The 24,193-nt window shown below is 41.0% G+C and carries 18 protein-coding genes, 1 tRNA gene and 2 pseudogenes; 9 read left to right on the top strand and 12 right to left on the bottom strand.

Annotated elements, in window-relative coordinates; genetic code table 11:
• Positions 1-5 precede the first annotated feature (5 nt).
• Positions 6-1,037 carry a lipopolysaccharide kinase InaA family protein gene (locus KDN43_RS12145; protein WP_238866477.1) on the top strand — a complete coding sequence of 344 codons (1,032 nt, stop codon included), beginning with the start codon at positions 6-8 and terminating at the stop codon, positions 1,035-1,037.
• A gap of 166 nt (positions 1,038-1,203) precedes the next feature.
• Here the strand turns inward: KDN43_RS12145 and KDN43_RS12140 are convergent, their stop codons facing one another.
• The 11 genes from KDN43_RS12140 to KDN43_RS12090 form a co-directional block, all read right to left on the bottom strand.
• Positions 1,204-1,914: a LytR/AlgR family response regulator transcription factor gene (locus KDN43_RS12140; RefSeq protein WP_238866476.1), complete on the bottom strand. Its 711-nt coding sequence runs from the start codon at positions 1,912-1,914 to the stop codon at positions 1,204-1,206.
• Positions 1,889-2,983: a sensor histidine kinase gene (locus KDN43_RS12135; RefSeq protein ID WP_238866474.1), complete on the bottom strand. Its 1,095-nt coding sequence runs from the start codon at positions 2,981-2,983 to the stop codon at positions 1,889-1,891. The genes KDN43_RS12140 and KDN43_RS12135 overlap by 26 nt, the downstream gene beginning before the upstream one ends.
• A gap of 12 nt (positions 2,984-2,995) precedes the next feature.
• Positions 2,996-5,806, bottom strand: a complete 2,811-nt coding sequence (locus KDN43_RS12130) for a TonB-dependent receptor (RefSeq protein ID WP_238866472.1) — start codon at positions 5,804-5,806, stop codon at positions 2,996-2,998.
• 464 nt (positions 5,807-6,270) lie between these two features.
• Positions 6,271-6,759 carry a SixA phosphatase family protein gene (locus KDN43_RS12125; protein ID WP_238866470.1) on the bottom strand — a complete coding sequence of 163 codons (489 nt, stop codon included), beginning with the start codon at positions 6,757-6,759 and terminating at the stop codon, positions 6,271-6,273.
• 162 nt (positions 6,760-6,921) lie between these two features.
• Positions 6,922-7,947 (bottom strand): L-threonine 3-dehydrogenase, encoded by a 1,026-nt coding sequence (gene tdh, locus KDN43_RS12120; protein ID WP_238866468.1) that lies wholly within the window; start codon positions 7,945-7,947, stop codon positions 6,922-6,924.
• Between the two features lie 34 nt (positions 7,948-7,981).
• The gene (gene kbl, locus KDN43_RS12115) at positions 7,982-9,169 is read right to left on the bottom strand and encodes a glycine C-acetyltransferase (protein WP_238866466.1); all 1,188 of its coding nucleotides are present in this window, start codon (positions 9,167-9,169) and stop codon (positions 7,982-7,984) included.
• A gap of 19 nt (positions 9,170-9,188) precedes the next feature.
• Complete coding sequence (locus KDN43_RS12110) at positions 9,189-10,409, bottom strand: bifunctional 3,4-dihydroxy-2-butanone-4-phosphate synthase/GTP cyclohydrolase II (RefSeq protein ID WP_238866465.1); 1,221 nt, start codon at positions 10,407-10,409, stop codon at positions 9,189-9,191.
• Positions 10,410-10,442: 33 nt separating this feature from the next.
• Positions 10,443-12,443 (bottom strand): LptF/LptG family permease, encoded by a 2,001-nt coding sequence (locus tag KDN43_RS12105; protein ID WP_238866463.1) that lies wholly within the window; start codon positions 12,441-12,443, stop codon positions 10,443-10,445.
• A 122-nt stretch (positions 12,444-12,565) separates the two neighbouring features.
• On the bottom strand, positions 12,566-12,955 hold the full coding sequence (locus tag KDN43_RS12100; RefSeq protein ID WP_238866461.1) for an START-like domain-containing protein: 390 nt from the start codon (positions 12,953-12,955) through the stop codon (positions 12,566-12,568).
• 275 nt (positions 12,956-13,230) lie between these two features.
• Positions 13,231-15,216: a glucosamine-6-phosphate deaminase gene (locus tag KDN43_RS12095; RefSeq protein ID WP_238866459.1), complete on the bottom strand. Its 1,986-nt coding sequence runs from the start codon at positions 15,214-15,216 to the stop codon at positions 13,231-13,233.
• Positions 15,217-15,573: 357 nt separating this feature from the next.
• A complete protein-coding gene (locus tag KDN43_RS12090; RefSeq protein ID WP_238866457.1) occupies positions 15,574-18,000 on the bottom strand; it encodes an endonuclease MutS2 in 2,427 nt (808 codons plus the stop codon).
• 370 nt (positions 18,001-18,370) lie between these two features.
• Between KDN43_RS12090 and KDN43_RS12085 the strand changes: the two genes are divergently transcribed.
• From KDN43_RS12085 to KDN43_RS12045, 8 genes and pseudogenes are all read left to right on the top strand, one after another.
• Positions 18,371-18,444: transfer RNA gene (locus KDN43_RS12085), tRNA-Met, on the top strand.
• Positions 18,445-18,562: 118 nt separating this feature from the next.
• A complete protein-coding gene (locus KDN43_RS12080; RefSeq protein ID WP_238866455.1) occupies positions 18,563-18,982 on the top strand; it encodes a hypothetical protein in 420 nt (139 codons plus the stop codon).
• Between the two features lie 255 nt (positions 18,983-19,237).
• Positions 19,238-19,579: a helix-turn-helix domain-containing protein gene (locus KDN43_RS12075; RefSeq protein ID WP_238866453.1), complete on the top strand. Its 342-nt coding sequence runs from the start codon at positions 19,238-19,240 to the stop codon at positions 19,577-19,579.
• A gap of 4 nt (positions 19,580-19,583) precedes the next feature.
• Positions 19,584-19,724, top strand: coding sequence for a hypothetical protein (locus KDN43_RS12070; protein WP_238869535.1), 141 nt, complete (start codon positions 19,584-19,586; stop codon positions 19,722-19,724).
• Positions 19,688-19,906: pseudogene (locus tag KDN43_RS12065) on the top strand (primase-helicase family protein); the annotation flags it as partial. The gene KDN43_RS12070 and the pseudogene KDN43_RS12065, both read left to right, overlap by 37 nt.
• A gap of 281 nt (positions 19,907-20,187) precedes the next feature.
• A pseudogene (locus KDN43_RS16580) lies at positions 20,188-21,114 on the top strand (relaxase/mobilization nuclease domain-containing protein).
• A 120-nt stretch (positions 21,115-21,234) separates the two neighbouring features.
• Entirely contained in the window at positions 21,235-21,645 is a 411-nt protein-coding gene (locus KDN43_RS12050) for a hypothetical protein (RefSeq protein WP_238866447.1), read from the top strand.
• 368 nt (positions 21,646-22,013) lie between these two features.
• Positions 22,014-22,805, top strand: a complete 792-nt coding sequence (locus KDN43_RS12045; protein WP_238866445.1) for a class I SAM-dependent methyltransferase — start codon at positions 22,014-22,016, stop codon at positions 22,803-22,805.
• A 101-nt stretch (positions 22,806-22,906) separates the two neighbouring features.
• Here the strand turns inward: KDN43_RS12045 and KDN43_RS12040 are convergent, their stop codons facing one another.
• Positions 22,907-23,929: a S8 family peptidase gene (locus tag KDN43_RS12040; RefSeq protein WP_238866443.1), complete on the bottom strand. Its 1,023-nt coding sequence runs from the start codon at positions 23,927-23,929 to the stop codon at positions 22,907-22,909.
• Between the last annotated feature and the right edge of the window lie 264 nt (positions 23,930-24,193).

Here is a 24,193-nt window from a genome sequence, read left to right as displayed (position 1 = left end):
TAAAGATGATCCTATTAAGCTTTGTGAAAAAACATCATGTCAATATTTTAATCAATCCTAAATATGAGCATTTGAGAAGAGATATTGAAACGATATCAGAAAATTTTAACAAAAAAGGAAAAATTATTTATAAAGGGCGCAATATATTAAAAAAGATGCGTCTGGGTTCAGAAAAAGTCGTGGTGAAGAAATTTTCCGTTCCAAATTTCATAAACCAGTTTATCTATTCCACATTTCGGCAGTCGAAAGCTGCACGCTCTTATTACAATTCCGCCGAAATTATTAATCGCGGTTTCATCTCACCAACACCTGTTGCGTATATAGAAGAGCGACGTTGGGGAAGATTGAAAGATAGTTATTACATTTGCATCTATGCAGAAGATTATAACTCTATAAGGCCATATCTGGACGGAACTTTACAAAATAATGCACTACTGAAAGCATTTGCTGAATATACCTCACAACTTCATTTGCGGGGAATTATTCATAAAGATTACAGTCCCGGCAATATTTTATGGAAGTACAGTGAAGAGAGTCACAACTATTTGTTTTGCCTTGTTGATGTAAACAGAATGAATATACATTCGTTTAACGACGAGTATTTCAAAAACCTTGAGCGATTATCTCCATTACGTGATATCACAACTATTATTGCAGTAAATTACGCCCAATATTCCCACATTGATAAAGAAGAAGCCATTCAGTCTGTAAATAACTATTCAGATAGTTTTTATCTAAAAAAAACATATAAATACACTTTAAAAGAGTTGCCGAAAAAATCTTTTAAATCGCGACGGAAAAATGTCAGGGCGCTATTTTTATATTTTGTTTATCGCCGGTTACGCCAATTAAAAATTGTATCACAGAAGCAAAAAGAGATTCTAAAAGAGAAAGAAATAAATATTTACGACAAGTATCTTCGCGAAAAAGATACCAGAGAGGTATTGCCTTTTCGATATAATTACTACGAAGAAGGGAATGAAGAGAATGAAGAGAATGAAGAGAACGAGGATAAAAGTAAAATAATGGCTCAGTAATTACAGATCACGGCAATAGAGATAATGAGCATGAAAACATTTTGCACAAACAAAACGCCTAAGGTGACAGTCCATAAAGAGGTATGAGAATGAAAGTTTCGGTAATCCGATCAAAAAAGCACAACTTCTTTCGTGTATTATAAGTGGATTATGGCAGAAGGTTTTGTTATTTTCTGATAGCAGAAAGAAACTGTTTGCGGTAGGTCTCTCCAACCGGAATCTGTTTTTTTCCTATTATAATACGGTTTTTATCAACGCTTGAGATTTTGTTTAAGTGAATGATATACGACCTGTGAACACGGATGAAACGCTCGGAGGGAAGCTCTTCCTCCAGCGATTTTAGGCTCATCAGAGACAAAATAGGTTTTAAACTGCTTTCCGTGTAAATCTTCACATAATCTTTTAACCCTTCAATATACAGCATATCGTCGTACAACACATGCAAGAGGCGATATTCAGATTTAACAAAAATGCCCACATTCTCTTGTACAGACTCACTATTTGATTTTGATTCTGTCATTTCAAACCAGTTCAAAGCTTTTTTTGCTGCGGCGAGAAATTCTGAAAAAGAGAAAGGTTTTAGCAGATAATCTATCGCATTTACTTTATATCCCTCCAAAGCATATTCGCTGAAAGCGGTGGTAAAGATAATACGTGTATGATTGTCAATGATACGTGCAAGCTCAATACCATTCACATCGGGCATCTGGATATCAAGGAAAAGCACATCAACTTTCTCCACTGCTATGTGCTTCATTGCAGAAAGTGCATTACTGTATTTGCCGGTAAGATTCAGAAAAGGGGTTCTCTGAACGTACGATTCCAGAAGCGACAAAGCCAGCGGCTCATCATCAACTATCCAACAATTCAATATCATCAGGCTCTTTTTTTGTATCAATCGCAAGTACAGTAGAATAAACATCGCCCTGAATTTTTATATTCCACTGATATCTGTCAGGGTAAAGCAGCTCAAGTTTTTTCTTCACCAGCTCCAACCCTATTCCACTGCCGCTTTTATCTGAAACCGATTTTGGGAAATAACTGTTTCTGGAAATAAACTCCACTTTTCCGTCAGGATGCTCTTTTAGCGAAATTTCAATAAACGACGGTTTGTCTCCACTTACACCGTGCTTGAATGCATTTTCTATCAAAGATATAAAAATTAGTGGAGAAATAAGAGTATTCCCAGTTTCCGAATAAGAGAATTCGGTTGTAAGCTTCACATTATCAGGTAGCCGTATACGCATTAACTCAATATAGTTACGCATGAAATCAGCCTCCTGCTTTAGCGGAACATAGGTCTGGTTGTTGTCATAGAGCAGATGTCGCAGCATCTTGCTCAGATCCACAACTGCTTGCTGCGCTTTTGGAGGATTAAACTCTATGAGCGCATAAATATTGTTGAGTGTGTTTAGCAAAAAGTGCGGGTTGATCTGGTTCTTAAGGTTCTGAAGCTCGGCTTCAGATTTTGCTTTTGCCAGCTCTTTCCGTTCGTTTTCCACCTCAAGCCATCTTACAGTCATCTTCAATGCAACACTAAGCCCGGTCATGAAAAAAAGAGAGGTGGAATTGCGTAATATAAAAATATACCTGAAACTGCTTCTTCTGTGCCTCCTTGGCCTAAATTCAGGGAGTAAAGAATCTATCACTCCTCGGCCATAATACATCAGGAAAGATACTGCAATAATGAGTAATAGATTGTAAATTATAAACTCTTTGTTTTTTCCTTTATACAGCAGCTTATCGATAAGAAAAAAATAGTTAAGGTAAAAAACCAGCATGAATCCCAGCATCTCGGGGAGTGACCTTAAAAACATGCGAAAGTTGAAAATCCGCTCGGGATCGGTAAAAAAGTAGGGAAGAATAAATATCACACCCCACAGAAGGATATGTACAAACACATTGTTCCAACTTACCTTCTGTTTTTGTTGTAATACCTGTACCATATTGTAAAAAAATTAAAATATGTTAGGGCCTCTTCTTTCACCATGGCCATGGCCTCCAAATCTTCCGCTACCTCTTTCAGGTATCATCTCTTCCCTTGTGGCGCCTCCTTTGAATATATTGAACCTATAAACAAAGTGCACCATGAAATAGCTTGTGAGCGTGTTTGAAGTAGTATCACGTATATAGTTCGATGTTACGCTTCTGTTAATATTGCTGCGCTGTTGCAGAATATCATATATCTTAAAACGGATGGTACCGTTCTTTTGTTTAAAAAGTTGCTTCTGAACAGATGCATTCCATAACCATTCTTTCTGCTGGAATCCATCTGCATATCCGGAGTTTGTTGAATAGTTGATATCACTCTCTATGGTCAGGTCCCACGGCAGATAGATTGATGTATTGGCATTTCCGCCATAGTTGAAATAGTTTTGATTGTTCTGTATTTTAATAGTGTTTGACACGCTATTGTAGCTGATGTTTCCCCGAACACCAAAATCGAACAGATCAGACCGATAATTCAATCCCAGCATCTCAGACAGGTTGACGCGCTTATTCAGATTTTTCTCATTGTTTGAAAATCCGTTTGTATGGTTGTAACTTGCAAAAGACATTGAAGAAACTGAAAATTTTATATTCCTGAGTGGCACATTAAACATAACACGGCCATTGACATTCCAGTTACCGGCAACGTTCTTGTAAGTGGTCTCCTTTCTGCCGGTATTGATATCGGTAAATGTTGAAGACACGATATCGTTGGTAAGATAGCCACCGTTCACAAAAGCTGCGATGGAGCTCGCCTTTTCGGGATTCGACATCCTGTACCTCAAGCTAAGTTGATGTTGAAAAGAAGGCTTTAGGTCGGGGTTGCCATAGCGGATATTCAACGGGTCAGAGACATCAACCACGGGAGAGAGTTGCGAGACCGACGGTTGGTCGGTATTTCCGAAATAGCGTATCTGAAGATTCATGGTTCGACTCCAGCGATAGTTAAACTGAGCCATGGGTGCATAGTTTATAACCTCTTGACTGGCATCATGAATTAAATCTGTTCCGATAAATGTTTTACTACGTGAGCTGGACGGCTGCACTGAAAAGCCTAACATATAGTCATATTTCTCTCTTATTGCCCTGAAGTTCAATCCCAGGTCCTGATTCACGAAGTTGTTCTCCAGCCTTTTGCTGTACAACGAATCCAGTACAGTATAGTTGCCTGTTTCGTCCTTTGAGCGGGTGTCTTTGTCAGATTCAGATATGTTCTGTCGATACCGGTATGCAAGCTGAAGGAAGTTATTTCTGCCTATAGGCTCCACGTATGAGAAATATCCGCTCCAGGAGGTGTTGTCGCTGGTATTTGTAAAATGCTGATCTATGAGATCGTCGGGACGCGGCCCTTTGTAAAAAGTGGCAGAGACGCTTGTTCCCTTATTATCAGATTCACCCCTGTTTGCACGCAGTTGAGCACTCACTACCCTGCCAGCTTTTCCAAGTTTGCGACTTATATCAAGATTTCCACCGTAGTTCTTCCCGTCTCCTTCTGAAAAGTACCTCGAATCACCATGGTTAACAGTATCGCCCGACAGCTCAACTTTGGTAAGGAAATGGCCCTCTTCATCGCGGGTATTGTTATAAAATGAAGCTTCGGGACGGAAAATTATGGTAGTGAATGAGTCCGGGTTCCATTCAACCCTGAAGTCCATATTGAAATTCCGGCTTTTGTTGTTCGACCTGTTACTCTCGCTCTCCAGTGTATTTCCGGCGCTGAGAATGTTCTGTGTAAATACATCGGACTGAACATCGGTATCGGTATATCCGTAACGGGCATTTCCCCCGATCTTGAATTTTGAGGTAAATTGCTTGCTGAAGTTGCTTCCTGCATTTACAGAGGTTGATATTCCGTCTCTGCCGCCGAACATGCGCATTCTCCCTCCACGGCCACCCATACTGCCGAACATTGCCGAAGCAAGGTCTGAAAAACCTGCATTATTAGTATTGTTGACACCTCCTAAGAATGTAAATTGGTCCTTGTTCTTCATATAGTTAAGCATTCCATTAGCTTCATACCGGTCCTTGCTTCCGTAGCCTGCAAAGGCATTTCCAAAAAGCCCCTCTTTCATGCCAGGGCGCACCATCAGGTTAATAACATTCTCTTCCTCTCCATCATCGAATCCGGTCATCTGTGCCATTTCTGTTTTTCTCTCAAGCACCTGAAGCTTTTCAACCATTTTTGCAGGAAGATTTTTAGATGCCACTTTCGGGTCGCTGCTGAAAAACTCCTCTCCATCCACCAATATTTTTTTTATCTCCTTCCCGTTTACTGTTATCTTGCCATCATTATCCACTTCCACACCCGGCATCTTTTTTAGCAAGTCTTCAACAACCGCACTTTCAGTTACTTTATAGGAATCCGCATTGTACTCCAACGTATCACCCTTTACAGTTATTTCAGGCGCTTTTGCAGTTACCACAGTCTCCGATAAAAGTATGTTGTCAGTACTTATTGAGATATTTCCAAGCTGTACCGAGGAATTGCCGGAAGTTACATTTACATTCTTATACACATCGTTATATCCAATGAAAGAGATATGCAGGATATATGATCCGTATCTTACCGGAATGGCAAACAGGCCATTGGAGCCGGTTGCTTTTCCTGTTACAAAGGTGCTGTCTGCCTGCCTAAGTATCCTTACATTGGCAAGAGGTACAGGCTCTTCGGTTTCCTTATCAATAAGCTTACCCGATATGGAACTATTAGTTTGCGCCTGCAGTGGGTACATAAAAGAGTATAGTAACAAAAAAGTTGCTATAAAACATATCTTCTTCATATTATTTTCTGTTGAATTATTGATATGATGAAATCAATTTTGCAGACAAAAATAATAACACCCGGATGCCTTGACAAATCAAATAGATAAACCGAACTATTTTATCGACCAATTGCGACTTTTACTCTCTGAACCATTCAAAATAACCGTGATAAGAGTAGTCACAATAAAATGTGTTCAGCTCAATACCAGTAACTACTAAAACTTTAAGGTGATATTTTTACAGCAATAATTAACAGGTCGATAATTCCAGTGATGGTTATGTGACGTGATGGCGATGTGACGTGATGGCGATGTGACGTGATGGCGATGTGACGTGATGGCGATGTGACGTGATGGTTATGTGACGTGATGGCGATGGCGTTAATCAGTAAACAAGAAAGATTTTCTACGCCTCGATTGTGGTACAATCAAAACCGTAGTTTGTCTTTAAATAGCAAATAAGGCTTTTTTGAAGCTTGTTTCTACAGATCCTTCGCCAGTTTCAGCCACATGAAGTTGGCGCGCTCTGCAGTAATATTAATCCATGAATCGACATTGAACTCAAAGCATACGGCCGATGCCGTGGGAAGAATATCAATCAGCACTCCCAGGTCGTTTATCAAATTTGTTATACCCGGATTGTGCCCTACATAAAGGCAAGTGTCAACCTCATTTGGAAGTTTTGAAATCACATTCATTATCCACCGCGCTGGGGCAAAGTACAAATTCTGATCGGTTTTAATATCTTCTTCCGGATACCCGATACTTTTTGAAACATATATTGCTGTTTCATAAGCCCTTTGGGCCGATGACGAGAGTATCAGATCAGGTATTCCCAACCTTTTCAGTATGTATTCACCCATTGCAGCAGCGTTTTTGCTTCCACGCAAGGTAAGTGCACGGTCATAGTCGTCTTTGGCCATCGTATTTTGTTCGGCTTTGCCATGGCGTAATAATACCAGCTGCTTCATGATTATCTTTTTTTTATAAACGATACTGATACTTACAGGTGCAAAATCAGCAATAATTCCGATAAAATTGAACAGCTTAACAGACTAAGCTAATTAGCTTTGAGTGCAGCCTTCAGACAGTCCCGAAATTAAATATCCAAGAGACGGGCAATAATTGCAAAATCAATCCCAGTTCAGTATAACTTTTCCGCACTGTCCACTTTCCATCACATCAAATCCTTTCTGAAAATCATCAATGCCAAAGCGGTGTGTAATAACTGGGGTCAAATCAAGGCCTGTAATTAGCATCTGCTCCATCTGATACCATGTCTCCCACATTTCTCTTCCATAGATTCCCTTCAGCGTTAGTGCTTTAAAGATAATCTCATTCCAGTTTACAGTAGTGGTGTTGGGCAGAATACCCAGTAAAGATATTTTTGAGCCGTTGTACATATTTTCCACCATATCCCTGAAGCCTGCAGGAGAACCGGACATCTCGAGCCCCACATCAAATCCGCGCATACCCAGCTTTTCTACCGCCTTCGCTATAGTTTCACCTTTTGATGGATTAACCGTTAGCGTAGCACCCATCTTTTTTGCAATATCCAATCTGTAATCGCTCAAATCGCTCACCACAATATAACGTGCACCGGCAAATCGACAAATGGCGGTAGCCATGCTTCCTATAAGCCCCGCTCCGGTAATAAGTACATCTTCAGCAATCAATGGGAACGAGAGTGCAGTATGTGTAGCATTTCCAAACGGGTCCATTATGGAAGCGATCTCATCGGGTATGCGAGGATCAAGCTTCACAACATTCGATGCCGGAAGCTGCAGATATTCAGCAAAAGCACCGTCTCGATTAACGCCCACACCCATGGTGTTTTCGCAGACATGAAGTTTGCCTCGGCGACAGTTACGGCAGTGTCCGCAGGCAATGTGGCCTTCACCTGTAACACGGTCGCCTATCTTCAGATTTTCCACACCACTGCCCATATCAACAATCTCACCCACGTATTCGTGCCCAATAGTCATAGGTGTATTGATGGTTTTTTGTGACCATTCGTCCCACTTGTAAATATGCAAGTCGGTGCCGCAAATAGCTGTTTTCTTTATTTTTATAAGTACATCGTTCACACCAACAGATGGAACTGGCACCTCTTCCATCCAGATACCCTTTTCAGGACGAATCTTAACCAATGCTTTCATTTGATAAATATTTTAAGGAGTTGTAAGTCAGAAATCAGATCACTTCCAGTTTTTTCCCCACTTTTATGAATGCCGCAATAGCTTTGTCAAGATGTTCATGTTCGTGAGCTGCGGAAAGCTGTACACGAATTCGTGCTTCACCTTTCGGAACCACAGGATAATAAAATCCGGTCACATATATTCCTTCTTCAAGCATTCCGGCGGCAAAATCTTGCGACAATCTGGCATCATACAGCATCACTGCGCAAATGGCCGATTGGGTTGGTTTAATGTCGAACCCTGCCTCTCTCATCTTAGTTACAAAATAGTCCACATTTTCATGCAGTTTATCCTGCAGCTGATTTGATTCCTGCAGCATGTGGAAAGCCTCCATGCCAGATGCAGCCACCATTGGTGGAATTGAGTTGGAAAAAAGATAGGGTCGTGAACGCTGGCGCAGCATCTCAATAATCTCCTTGCGCCCAGTGGTAAATCCGCCAATAGCACCGCCGAAAGCCTTACCCAGAGTACCAGTAATGATATCAACATCTCCCATGATATTGAATAATTCAGTAACGCCTTTTCCGGTTTTACCAACTACACCTGCAGAATGGCTCTCATCTACCATTACCAGTGCGTTGTATTTTTTTGCCAGCTCCATTATTTTGTCCATAGGTGCCACATTTCCATCCATTGAGAATACACCATCGGTTGCAATAATTCTGAATCGCTGAGCCTGCGACTCTTTCAGCTTTTCTTCAAGGTCGTTCATATCAGCATTGGCATAACGATATCGTTTAGCCTTGCAAAGCCGAACACCGTCAATAATAGATGCATGGTTAAGCATGTCGGAGATGATAGCATCCTCATCGGTAAAAAGAGGGTCAAATAGTCCGCCATTTGCATCGAAACAGGCAGCATAAAGAATGGTATCGTCAGTTTTAAAATAGTTACTGATAGTCTTTTCCAGCTCCTTGTGGTAGTCTTGAGTACCGCAGATAAATCTAACCGACGACATGCCATAACCGCGTTCATCCAATGCCCGCTTTGCAGCGCCTATCAGCCTCGGATTATCAGACAACCCTAAGTAGTTGTTGGCACAAAAGTTAAGTACCTGTTGCCCCGATTGAACTCTTATCTCTGCCCTTTGCGGGGTAACAATAATTCTTTCATTCTTGTAAAGTCCTGCCTCTTCTATTGCTCTAAGCTCGGCCTGAAGGTGTTGTTGCATTTTTCCGTACATATCTATTTATTTTTATAATCTATTTTATATTTCGAAGCACATGCCCCATTTTCTTCTTTTTGGTCTCCATATAGAAGTGATTATACTTGTTGGGCGTAATCTCAAGAGGCACATTTTCAACTACCTCCAGTCCATACGATTCCAATCCGATCCTTTTTCTGGGATTGTTGGTCATCAGTCGCATATTCCTCACTTCAAGGCTGCGCAATATCTGGGCTCCCACTCCGTAATCCCTCTCATCGGCCTGGTAGCCGAGATGAAGGTTGGCATCTACTGTGTCAAGTCCCTGTTCCTGCAGTTTGTATGCAGCTGCTTTTGCCATTAGTCCTATTCCACGTCCCTCCTGGTTCAGATATACCAGCACGCCTCTACCCTCTTTTTCAATCATCTCCAACGCTTTATGCAGCTGTTCCCCGCACTCGCAGCGCATTGAACCAAAAGTGTCGCCCGTTATACACGATGAGTGCACACGTACCAGTATAGGCTCATCATCGTGCCATTCACCCTTTACCAGCGCCACGTGCTCCTGTCCGGTGGCTTTCTGCAGGAAAGGAATCATCATAAAATCGCCGTATTGCGTTGGAAGCCTGACCGCTTCACCCCTTTCTATGAGCGATTCGGTCTGGAGCCTGTATTTAATCAGATCGGCTACGGATACAATCTTAAGATCGAACTTTCTGGCCATATTCATCAATTCCGGAAGGCGAGCCATGGAACCATCCTCGTTTTTAATTTCTGCGAGTGCGCCGGCAGGATACAAGCCTGCGAGACGGGCAAAATCTATTGATGCTTCTGTATGCCCTGCACGACGAAGTACACCCTTTGATTGTGCCCTAAGTGGAAAAATATGTCCCGGACGGCCAAAATCTTCCGGCGCAGTCTCTTCGCGGGTAAGTGCAAGTATGGTTTGAGCCCTGTCGTAGGCCGAAATTCCAGTTGTACAACCATGGGTAAGTAAATCAATGGATACCGTGAAAGGCGTTGAATGGATAGAAGTATTATGAGTAACCATCATCGGAAGCTCCAGCTCTTCGGCGCGTTCTTTAGTCACAGGCGCACAAATAAGGCCCCTTGCATGTGTCTCCATAAAGTTGATCTTTTCAGGGGTAATGCACTCCGCAGCTATAATCAGGTCGCCCTCGTTTTCTCTGTCTTCATCATCGACCACGATTATGAAATTTCCATTCCTTATTTCATCAATAGCCTCCTCGATGGTGTTTAATTTAATATTATTTTGCATATATATAAAATTATTTTATGCTGTTACTGAGTTTTAATCTTCAGATATTACTGCATCAAAATTATGTTCTATCACCGTTTTTCCTGCAATTGCTGCATCAACAGGTGCATGAATATTACCGATAATTTTTTTTAAATTCACTATCAGCAGTTGAATATTCTCCAGATCTTTTCTTATTCTCACTTCAAAGGGTATAAATAAGAGTCTCGGAATTATACCAAACGGAAAGAAATACATGCTTATCCTGGCAGGAAGCGAGTTTGTTTTAAAAAGGCGGAAACTACTGATGAGCACCGGGAACTCTTCAGCTTTTGCAAGCACCTTTAGTTCTCTTGAGTTGGATAGCTGGTTTAGTATTATTTCCATTGAGCTTTTGATGTATCTCAATTCCCTATCGTAATTAACATCTGTCCAATACTGTTTATAGGACAACCTTCTATATCTATTGATAAAGATATCAATTTCACCTGATAATTCCGATAAAGAACCCGATATTTTGTTGTAGTCCGGTATATCAATAATTACACTCTTTACATTATACTTTCTTGCTTCACGAATAAAGAACAGCCTCTTAAAGAATTCAACATAGGTATCTGCATTCATGATTACAGAATCGTTAACTGCTTTGTGGGTAAGGAATACACCAATAGGCAGCAGAACAAGCGAACTGAACCACATACCGAACCAATGTACCCAAACACCGTCTCGTGTCATCTTGTATCCAACATTTTCCACAATGTAATAGATAATGAAAAGTATTACTGATATGACAATAGGTGTGCCCAGACCTCCTTTTCTGACTATCGACCCCAGTGGTGCGCCAATAAAAAAGAATATAAGGCAGGTGAAAGGAATGGTAAATTTTCGATGCCATTCTATCCAATGCCGGTTTATGGTCTTTTGAGTAGTTGTCTTGTTGAAAGATCTGAAAAGATACTCGTTGCTGTTATTATCGGCCTTCATAAATGCACTCTGGAGTATAGCCGACTGCTCTTCGGCCCTTTTCGACTGCAGAAGGGTGTCGGGCGAAGGGACCTCAACATTTGAATACAAAGGAGCTGTTATTAGCGAATCTCTCTTATCGGCAGGGTAGCTGTTGCGAAAGGTGAGAAAGGAGTAATTTTTCATCAATTTTCTGTCCATCACGTTTACACTGTCCATTATCATAGTCATGGAATCGATGGAATAGCCAAGTTCTGAAAGATTTTTGGATACATAGTTACTTGTAGAGCTTCCTTCAATAACATCTTCTCCCATGCGGTTAAAATTGGCATCATAAGAGATCATCATTGTCTTCACCTTGAAGCTTTCACGTGCGTACGGAACAAAATCGGGATTATACTGAGATGATGAACCCTGGTTGAAATTCTGAAATTGCTGCCCGCTGTACATTGTGAAGATAAGCATTGTCTTATCTTCTGTCATACTCATTTTGGCCGAATCGCAAATAATCACAGCCATATTGTTGAATCCGCTCGCAATATCGTATATCAGCACATCATACAACATTCCCGTGCGTCTGTCTTTTTTTCCCACGTAAAGGTTATACCCCTCTATCTCTTTATAAAAGACACCTTCTGGAACATCCAGTTCTGGTGATGCTTGTCTAATGGATATAAGTAACGAATAGAATTTGGTCTGAATTCTTGGAACAGCGTAGTTCTGAAAGAAAAAGGCACTCACTGAAATACAGAAAACAAGGACAATGAGCGGTTTCATGATTTTAAGCAGAGGGATACCTGCCGATTTTATGGCCAGCAGCTCAAAGTTTTCGCCTATATTCCCGAATACCATCAGCGATGCAAGCAGGATTGCCAATGGTAATGCCATCGGAATAAGGTTCAGTGCAGCATAGAAGAACATCTCCCCTATTACATCCAACCCCAGCCCTTTGCCTACCATATCTTCCACGTATTTCCACAGGAATTGCATCAATACCAGAAAAAGGCATATGGCAAAAGTCATCAGAAAAAGCGGGATAAAGGTTGTAAGAATATAACTGTATAATCGCTTTATTTGGAAAAATCTACCCATTAAATCTGAACAAAAAGAGACCTGTTTAATTTTATGACAAAGATAGTAAAATCAAACGTACAAATGCAGTTCAAAAATGTAAAGTTGATTAAAGCGAGTAACTATATTGCAACCACAAACTGTCAGATGCCTAATCTTCGCTTCAACTCATCTATCTGCGACTCCCATAAAGTAATAGCATCTCCTTTTTCACCCGGATCGGCAAAATCTGTAACCTCCAGTGTAACATCACCTGATAGTTCAAGTTTACGAAGTAAAAACTCAAAATAATAGTTCTCCTCACCTTCGTCAATCCATCTGTAACGAATACTTGACTGTGGCTTCTGATTCAAAATCATAGCCTGGTTTGATGATTTCCCCCACGTGAAGGTGTAAATGGTTTCTGTCTCATCCATTGACACTTCATCTGCAAACCATTCCGAAAGGCCATCAATCTGGCTGATCATACGCCACAAACTGCTCTGAGTTGCATTGCCCATCAAAAACTCAATATGGAATTTTTCTTTCGACATGTGTTATTTTAGAAAAGGCCACAATATACGACTTTTTTTTTAAAATATCGACATAAATATATAATATTCTTCCCTGTCAGTTCAAAACAGCTATCATATGTATAATATTGATAACCTTTTTGTTCTGTGGATCTCAGCAACAAAATACCACAGATCAATACCAGCATGTACAATGTATTAGAGTAGCCATAAGTATATCAGGCACCAACTAAATGAGCTGCCTGGCTTTCCGGGCAGCTCATTATATCAATAATAACCAAAAGGGTCTTTTTACATCATTGTACCGGAATGTACTCAACAAATGCCTCTATCGCTTCATATGACGCCAGTCCAAGCTTCCAGTACATTTCGGCAGTAGCACGGTTACGCTCTTCTGAGCGTTGCCAGAACAACCTCTCATCGTCCCCAAGGAAAGGTGCACTCTCCATCTGCGACTGATGTTTAAGTATAGCGTTCCTTTTCTGTCTGAGCTCCTCAGGTGAAAGGGGTACTGCCATTTCAATATGGGCTATCTCCCACTCCATCCATGCACCACGGTACATCCATACACGGCAGTCATTAAACCATTCTTCCTCTTTTAGTATGTCAATGGAAGCCAGAATGGCATCGAGGCACACCTTATGTGTACCATGCGGATCGGCAAGGTCGCCGGCAACATATATCTGATGCGGTTTTATGGTTTGAATGAAATCTTTCACAATGTTCACATCCTTTTCGGAGATAGGGTTCTTTTTAACTTTTCCGGTTTCGTAAAAAGGAAGGTCCAGAAAATGAACATTCTCTTCAGAAAGCCCCACATACCTATCGGCAGAACGTGCTTCTTCTCGACGGATTCTTCCTTTTATAAACAGAATATCGGGGGTATCCTGATCTTCTTTTGCTTTTTCGTGCATCAGATATTGTCGGATACCCTCGTATTTCTCCAGTAATCCTTTGTTGCCGGGATCAAATTTTTTGCGCATACTTTTCAATACAGAGATATAGCGGATCACCTCTTCGTCCCCCACAGCAATATTCCCCGATGTCTGGTAAGCGACATGTACTTCGTGCCCCTGATTGACAAGCCTCTGAAATGTGCCTCCCATAGAGATCACATCATCATCTGGGTGTGGGCTGAAGATTATAACTTTTTTCGGATATGGCTTTGCCCTTTCGGGACGATAAGTATCATCGGCATCGGGTTTACCTCCGGGCCACCCTGTAATTGTATGCTGTAATTCATTGAATATTTTAATGTTAACATTATATGCCGATCCGTATAGTGTAATTAGTTCGCTCAAACCGTTATCATTGTAATCCTTGTTAGTTAGCTTCAGAATGGGCTTGTCAACAACGCCACAGAGCCAAACAATAGCCCTCCGGATAAGTTTGTTTGTCCAATCGCAGTTGGTTACAAGCCATGGATGGCTTATGCGTGTAAGGTCAGAGGCAGCTGCCAGATCAACAAACAGCTTAACTTCCGAATGTGTCTGCAATATTGACCCGGGAACCATATCCGTTACAGGGCCTTCAACGATATTATGCACACTTTCTGCTTTTTGTTCACCCCATGCTACAAGAGTAATTTTTCTTGCCTCCATCATATCTGACAGCCCCATAGTAATTGCACTTACAGGAACCTTATCAAGTGAACCAAAATTGCGAGCGATATCTTTTCTCGAATCACCGTCGAGCATAACCAGACGTGTCTGAGAGTGAAGACTGCTGCCCGGCATGTTGAAAGCAAGGTTGCCTTTACTACCCAACCCAAGCAGGAGGTAGTCCAATCCGCCCATTCTCTGGAGATCCTTTTCAAAAACCTCACAGTTTTCGGCTATAAGGTCTTTTTCGATGGTTGCATCAGGAGAGAATATATTCTCCGGTTTGATATCTATCCGGTTCAAGAAAAAATCTTTCAGCATCTGCAGGTTGCTGTACGCAAAATCCATGACCGGGTAAAATTCGTAGGTATTGAATACAACCAGATTACTGAAGCTTAAATTCTCCTCCCTGTGTTGTCTTACCAACTCCTCATATACCGGCAGAGGTGAACTGCCGCCACTAATTCCCAATACAAACTGTTTCCCCGTTTGTTTCAGCTTTAACATCTCTTTTACAATGTCGTTTGCTATCTTTTTGGCAGCTTTATTTGTCTCCTCATAAATAGCCAGCGGCAACTTCTCGTACCTCGAAAGATTATACTCTTCATAATCATTCTCAGGCCTGTAATACTTTTTTGGAACCCCTTCCAGTGTAATGTGTGAACTCAGATCTAATCTCATACCTGTTAGTAATTTTAAAACTATAATTTATGTTTATACTATAACGCCTTTACAAGTGACAAGTTCTAAATTAGGATAATTTAACTATTGTCATGTGCTCCGGCTTCTTGTTCATAGTTATTTTCCTTGTCAATGTTACGGGTAATGTGTACGTAAATATTCAACGTAACTGCTGAAACAGTACCTATAGCAACGAACACATACCAAATATAGTGTGCGTTCCGGGTTGCCTCTGCGTAGGCTGCCGCATTAAGGGCTCCAGCCTGGTTCCCTAACTACATCACCAGTGCTGAGAGGGGAATAATAAACATACCAATCATCATTGAAGTGATGGCACTTCTTTTTTTATTAATGATGTCATTCCAGATCTACCACGGTTATACCTGCTCCGCCAAATTGAACATGTTCATCCTGATAATGCGCCACGCCGTTCACGCTACCCAGGTACTCCCTTATAATCTGCCGCAGGGCACCTGTCCCGGTGCCGTGTAGAATACGAACACGTGAAACGCCAAGCTGTATGGCATCGTCAATAAAGTAGATCACGGCCTGCAGTGCTTCGTCACCACGCATTCCTCTAACATCAATATCCTGCTTGAAATTCAATCTCCTTTCATGCATAAAATCGCGTGTGTTAGATGTTCTCTTCTCTTTTTTAAGTTGATTGGCGCTAACTTGTTCAAGCTTGTCCAGATCTACAGTTGACTTTATCATCCCGAAAGCGACAGTCGCCCTTTTACCGGAAATATCCAAAACCTCTCCCACCGAAGCCTGTCCTTTAAATCGCACGGTATCTCCTACCTCCGGCTTTTTCACCTGTTGTGCAGCATCTGCTGGAAGTGTCTTTTGCTTCCTTTTCCGCCTTCCACGGGCTTTTACTTCTGAAGCTCCATCAGGTTCAATTTTATCCTTGAATTCACGAAGCGATTGTCGTGCCTGTTTTGTTTTTTCTTTATCAGCCTGCGACTCTTTAATCTGCCTGATAGTACTCTCTATACGGGCATTGCTTTCCTGGATAAGCTTTTCAGCCTGTTGTTTTGCTTGCAGGATTATCTCCTTTTTCTGTTTATCTATCTCTTCGAGTCTGGTTTCAAATTTCGATGTCAGCTCTTCCAGATGCTTCCTTTCACGGCGTATCTCGTCTCTTTTGCGCTCCCAGTAGCGCCGGTCGCGTGAAATATCCTGCAGATATTTGTCCATATTGATGTAATCGTTGCCCACTATCTCCGATGCCCTGATAATCACATCTTCGGGAAGGCCAATTTTACGGGCTATCTCCACGGCGAACGAGCTCCCCGGATTACCAATTGATAACCTGAAAAGGGGTTGCATCTCATGCCGGTCATAAAGCATGGCTCCGTTAACCACTCCCTCATGCTCATTGGCAAAATGCTTCAGGTTCTGGTAGTGGGTAGTGATAACTCCAAACGATTTCTGACTATTGAACCTGTCGAGCAACGCCTCCGCAATAGCTGCTCCAATCTGCGGTTCGGTACCGCTTCCAAATTCATCGATCAACAGCAGCGAATTGCCGTTGCAGTTCTTTCCGAAAAACTTCATGTTCATCAAATGTGAACTGTATGTAGAAAGATCGTTCTCTATAGACTGCTCATCACCAATATCGATAAAAATATCGTGGAACAAGCCCACTCTCGAGTTCTCTTTCAGTGGTATCAGCAGCCCGCACTGCACCATGTATTGCAATAGACCTACTGTTTTCAGGCATACTGATTTACCTCCGGCATTGGGACCGGAGATCACAAGTATCCTGTTCTTGTTATCAAGTGTGATGTCAAGTGGTACAATCTTTCTGTTCTGTTTTTTAAGGGCAAGGAAGAGCAAAGGGTGTACCGCCTCCACCCAATCTATCTGCTGCACGTTGTCCACGGAAGGCTTGATTCCGCCTGTAAGCATCGCAAAAGATGCTTTTGCCTGAATAAAATCTATTTTAGCCAGAAACTCATACGACTCCAGCAGATCCGGCAGAAAAGGCCTTAGCCAGCTGCTGAATATTGTCAGTATTTTAATGATCTCCCGGCGCTCATCCGCCTCCAGTTCACGGATGCGGTTGTTGGCCTCCACCACCTCCGATGGCTCAATGAAGACTGTTTTCCCTGATGCGGATTCGTCGTGTACGATTCCCTTTATCTTACGCTTGTAAGAAGGATTAACAGGGATCACCAGCCGTCCGTCACGCATGCTCGGCGAAACATCCTTATCTACAAATCCTTCAGCCTGTGCCTTACGCATGATAGTGTTCAGGCTTTTTGAAATACCATTCATAGTAGAGCTCAGTTCGCGACGGATATTCGACAATTGGGGCGATGCATTGTCCCTCACCTGGCCAAGATCATCGAGTATTATGTCTATTCTTTTGGTGATCTCCGGATAGGTGATCAATGTTTCTGTAAGAGCAAGCAGATTAGGGTATTTGGGTGTTTTGTCATCGTCACGATGCAGAAATGCCACAATCCCGTTAATGGTCTGCAGTGAACGGCGTAATTCAAACAGAGCACCCTGGTCTATCCATGCCCCTTCTATACGTATACGTTTCAGTACCGGCCGCATATCATAAAAATGGCCGTCGGGAAAAGAATCCTCCTCTTTCCTTATTCTAACAAACTCTTCGGTCTGGGAGAGATGAGTCGTTATCTCGTTGTAGGAGGCAGAAAAGTGCATCTCTTCCACCTTCTCTTTTCCCAGCTGGCTCAGACATCGCTCCGAAAGAAGTTGGCGTACTCTGTTAAACTCTATCTTCTGCTCAAAATTATCGGGATAAATCACTTTTTAATATTAATGTGAGGTTAGAAACACTGTTTACGGCACAAAATTACAACATTAAACCGAATTTATCTAAAGGGAATTTGTCTGAAAAGCACTAAAATCTATCATCCCATTTACTGCTGTCTCCCACAAGTGAAAGAGATAAAAACAGTGAGAATTTTAAAATTAAGCCCGTATTGAATGTTTTTTTGAAATTGGTATTGCAGAATTCAAAAAGAAGTGCTACTTTTGCACCTCGAATTTAGGGCAGTAAACTTTAGTTTTGTGTACCTTTTTTCAGATATTTCAATAAACAGCCAGGCTGGATAGAGCCCATGATTCATAATCATAAGGTCTGAAAAGCAGTTGACAAAGGCTGTAATTATTTAATGGCGAGATAGCTCAGTTGGTTAGAGCGCATGATTCATAATCATGAGGTCCCGGGATCATGCCCCGGTCTCGCTACATTCACAATCAAGCAGTTACATAAAAAGAGAATGTAGCTGCTTTTTTTATTTGCGGGTAAACAATGGGTAAACAAAAGAACTCAAAGCCATTGCTTGAAATCAAATAATAAATTAGTATGTTTGTTTTTCAAAATCATGCATTATGGCACGTCCCCGCAAATATACCTTTCCCCTTTCCGAACTGGGAGGATTTGAAGAAATTAAGGTTGGAACTTGAATCCAAGCCGGAACTGGATGATTTTGATATTGAAACCGCAGTTATAACCCTGAAACAACGCAAACAACCCTACACCGCACAGCCAGAAAACCTTGAAAAAGCCCTTGCATCACTTAAACAGTATATTTCCCGAAACGGTATTACAGAACCAGTCGAGTTAAGCAAGCGGGAGATGAGCGATATCCTGTGCATTTCCCGCCCGACCGTGGATAAACGGATCGATGCCGGGATTATCGTGGATGAAATAGCATATACATTCAGGGGAGTTGAAGTTTATTCCTATACCACCCGATCCGTTCTGAAGTGTTGGAAGAGTTAACCTGTAAACAATAGGACATAGTAATTTATATCCAATACCACCTCCCGCCTTCCCGTTCTTCCCCGCTTTATTTATATTTATTTAACAGGAAATAGTTTACCGCTTTACGTTTGGCGCCGCTTGTCTTCCATCGGCATCGATTGGCGTTGTTTGTAGTACCGTGTAAACCGGTTTTACGATTTAATATTCAATTGTTTATGTTCTTACTTTGCGACATTTATTTATATGTTTCATTAAAATAAAAAACGAAGAAGAATGGAAAAAATTATTCTTACTACACCCGAAGAACTACGGTCTTTAGTGAAAGAAGCCGTACACGGGTTACTGCCCCCACCGGCAGCACAAAAAACGGACTCTGATGTTGTCAACCTTGTGGAAGTACTCGCTTTCCTTAAAGAAAACGGTTATTCCACATCCAGAGGGAAAATGTACAAGCTCACTTCCGCAGGGGATATCCCCCACCGGATTTATAACGGCAAACTTGTCTTTTCACGGAAAGAATTACTGGCATGGGCGGAGAACAAGACACGTGACCGCCATAACTATAGTGAAATCACCCGCACCGTTGCCCGCAGCTCACGCAGGAAAATGAAATAAGGTCATGGAAGCCCACAAATTATATGTCAGGGTAGGAACCACCTATTACAAGGAAGTCCATAAACCGTTGCTATCCGGTGAGATGACAAAGGTGCGTGTTCCGTGGGGCGCAATACCGGAAAATCCACTTTCCTTAATTTGCTGAAAACGATTTTCGGTAAGAACATGACCTTCAACACCAACGAGGATTTCCGCAGCCAGTTCAATGCCGACTGGACGGGCAAGTTGCTGATCGGCATTGAGGAAGTGCTCTTTGACAGGCAGCAGGATTCGGAACGGATCAAAAACCGGTGGAGCCTACAGCCCGCCGCCAGCACACTCACCTATACGACCTATATTCCAGCTTATAATTCATTGAATCTGATAAAGTATAAGGACGAGAAAAAAACGGGACGGTTCTTTACCGTCACACGGGAATTTTCAGACACCTGTTTTTTGATGAAATGATGAATATCTTATCTATATATTTAATAATAAATAAAATAGAAGCTCATCAAACACTCATCAAAATTAAATTCCGATGAAAGAAAAAGGATGCCTTATCCTTTCCACGGGATATACTCTCCGTCTGGCAAACAAGATCGATTACGTGATAGAAGATATGCGCAATGATAGCTAAGATCACAAAGGGAAGTTCTTTCAAGGGTGTGGTAAAATACGTCATCGATGAAAAGAAAAAGACGCAGATACTTGATACGGACGGTTTACGCCTGAAAAACCTTTCTTTCCTCATCGAGAACTTTGTAACGCAGGCAGGGATGAACGGCAGGGTGTCGAAACCGGTCGGGCATATCTCCCTTGATTTTTCCGCACAGGATAAGGACAAGATAACTAACCAAATGATGGTGAAGATCGTACACGATTATATGAAACGCATGGGAATCACCGACACGCAGTATGTCATCGCCAGACATTTCGACAGGGAACACTCGCATATTCATTTAGTGTTCAATTGAGTTGACAATAACGGAAAGACCATTTCCGACAGTAACGGCCGTTACCGTAGCGGGAAGATCTGCAAGGAACTCACGGAAAAGTACGGGTTGTATTTCTCCACCGGCAATGAGAATGTAAAGCAACACCGGCTATAGGAACCGGACAAAACCAAATATGAGATATACAACGTCCTTAAAACGGCCGTACCAAAATGCCGGAACTGGAAACAGTTGATGCAGGAGCTTAAGAGAACGGGAATTAAAACGGAATTTAAAACCAAAGGCAATACCACCACCGTGGAAGGGATACGGTTTGAGAAGAACGGGTACAAGTTCAGCGGTTCAAAAATAGACAGGATGTTCAGCTACTCGAAAATTGACTTTCAGTTGAACCGGAATGCTAGGCAATCCATACAGCAGGATCAGGCGCAATCCCAATCGGCAACAGTACAGATAGGCATCGAATCCATCACATCGGGATTGGGAGGACTGTTCGACATCCGGCCTGCAAACGGTAACAATGACGATCAGGAATACCTGTACCGGCAACCGAGGAAAAAGAAAAGACGAAGGCATGGACGGCAGATATACTCTATATAATGCATTAAGTCAATATCTCAACAAGTCATGGCTTCATGATCTCATTACATCAGTGCCCCAATGCATAAATGCAAGGGTGCAATAAAACATCAAGGCAATAACATAATAACATATTAAAAAATGAAGAATATAGAAATTAACGAGATATACACGCTCTTTGAAGAAATCAGGGGGCTTATAAAGGCAGGGAGCAGGAACAACAACCCCATCCAACCCGATATTGAACTACCGGACTTGTCGGCCATAGACGAGTTATCCGGTAAACTGGATGAAGCGATTGGAGAAATCCGCAAACCGGTAAGAACCGAACACCACCATATTTTCAGTATTGCTTCCAGCAAGATATTTTACGGGATGATCGGATTATGTATTATATGTCTGTTTTTTATTATCATCGTATTCTACCAGCGGAAAGAAATCGCCACCTATAAGGACAACGATCTTAAATACCGGTACGTTCAGATGCAGGGAGAAATCACTCCTGCAGGAGTAATCAGCTTGGACAGTATTTTTGAGAACCGGGGGGGATAGCGTGAGAATAATTCGCAAACAAGTGGAACTATACGAAAAGGCTGTTATCGAAAAAAGCTAAAAAGTTGGAAAGGGCAAGGCTGAAAGAACAGGAAGCGGAACAATTGACAGAGGAAGCAACAAAATGCTTTACTAATCATGAATAACTAAATAGGAATAAATGACGCATGTGAATGTGTAGTGATCTAAAACATCAAAGATTTTACATAGGTAAAGAATAAAGGTAGGATTGAGATTTACAGAAACTTTCATGTGTTATATAAAAGCTTTCTACACGTAAGTTGTTGTAATTTTTTTACCTTTGCAACTTAGTGAGAGGCAGTAAGTACTCTCATCTAAGTCAAATAAAAATATGTAAAAAATATTATATGCAAGAGAGACATTCAGATCGATTGCGTTATTTCAATGAACTTGCAAATACTTCAAGAGAGTTTTATATTGATTATGTACGGCAGTATTATTCTATTAGTAAAGGATGTAAAGTACTTGAAGTTGGATGTGGGGAGGGAGGAAATTTATTGCCGTTCGCAGAGATTGGTTGTGATGTAACAGGAATTGATCGTTCGGAACAAAGGATTTTAGAGGCTGACTCGTTTTATGAATCTTTGAATATTAAGGGCAAATTCGTTTCAATCGATTTTTTTGATATGAATAATAGAGACGGGGACGAGAAGTATGATATTGTACTGGTGCATGATGTGATAGAGCATATTGGACGCAAAGATGAATTTTTGAAACATATAAAACAATTTGTAGCAAAGGATGGTATTATTTTTTGGAGATTTCCCGCATGGCAAATGCCTTTTGGGGGGCATCAACAAATTTGTAGACATAAATATTTGTCAAAACTGCCATTCTTCCATCTTTTACCGAGACCTATATATCGATGGCTACTATATTCTTTTGGAGAGGAACAAACTTGTGTAGATGAATTGCTGGATATAAAGGAATGTAGAGTTCCAATAGAAAAGTTTGAGAAACTTTTGAAGAAAAACGACTTTATCCAGATTAATAGATACTTGTGGTTCATAAATCCACATTATAAACAAAAGTTCAGCCTAAAACCCCGAAAATTGTCACCTATTCTTTCTCTTATCAGATATATCAGAAACTTCTTCACAACATCCTGTTGGTATATAACCAAGGTTGAAAATAATTAGATTGATAGATATTTGTAGATTTCTTCTAATAAATAAAGGTGGCAAAAAAACCACCTTTATTATTTTAATTGTAAATGAGTTTTGAGTTAATAGTGAAATTATTACAAGTTTATTATAAATTGTGAACCTGCATTAACTGTAAAAGGGTAATCAATCGTTATAAGATTTCCAATTGTAAAATTAAGTATGGCTGATTGGGAAACCGTAACATTCTGTGCATAGATACTCCATCCAGCAACATTTGTATTTGAAGTGACAGTTTTATTTACAAAATTAACAACCCCGCTTACTGTTGAAACAGCATTAAACGCATCAAGTAATCCATATCCCATTTCATTGTGCCATGTTCCATTTGGTCTCCCTGATGTAGTTACATAAGAATATCCTCCAACCTTTTGCGCAGTGCTCTCAATAATTCTCACAACTTCAGATCCTGCAAGGTCAGAATTAATTGAGAGAATCAAAGCAGCCACCGCACTTACATGAGGGGCAGCCATTGACGTGCCACTCATATACTCGATACCATTATTAGGAACAGTAGACAATATGTCAACTCCGGGCGCCACTACATCAAGACTTGAACCATAAGAAGAGAAACTGGCTTTTCTATCAGAAGTAGTTGTTGCTCCTACGACTAATAGTCTTGAATCAAAAGATCCTGGATAATCTACCCCATTTCTGTTTACATTTCCAGATGCAAAAACAACAACACATCCTTTTCCGTTTCTTCCAGAAATTAATGCAGTACGAATAGCATCTTCTAAGACAGTACTATGTAAATACTCATAATATGCGCCTCCATAATCACCCCATGAGTTATTTATAACCGCTGCCCCATTAGTCCGAGCATAACTTATTCCTGTTGCTAAATAACTGCTTAAAGTAGGGGATACAGCTAATGAGTGACTTATAGATAACATTGTGGTTTGGGGAGCAATGCCAGTATTTACGAAATCATCCCAATCGTCAGCCATAAATGTAAAGCCGGAAGTGTAATGTTTCAGTTTTCGATTATAGGTAATCCGCCAAAATGCAGGAGCAAATTCATCACCTTTGTTCCTTACTTTGCGGGTTAAAGTAACCGATACATTTCTATTTTGATAGTCAAAAATTGTTTTAGCCATTTTACTTCGTTTTAAAAGGTGGGTAAACAAAAATAGAAAATAAATATGAAACGAATAAAGAAATATTTTTCGTTTATATTATTAATAATAAGATATATAAATAAAGTATATAAAATGAAGAAAGCGGGAGAAATACAGTCTTCAATTATTCATAATCATGAGGTCCCGGGATCATGCCCCGGTCTCGCTACATTCACAATCAAGCAGTTACATAAAAAGAGAATGTAGCTGCTTTTTTTATTTGCGGGTAATTTGCGCACTCAT

It is taken from the genome of Proteiniphilum propionicum (assembly GCF_022267555.1).
GTDB lineage: Bacteria > Bacteroidota > Bacteroidia > Bacteroidales > Dysgonomonadaceae > Proteiniphilum > Proteiniphilum propionicum.
The sequence above is the reverse complement of the archived record's forward strand: the minus strand, read 5'-3'. Positions and strand labels throughout refer to the sequence as shown.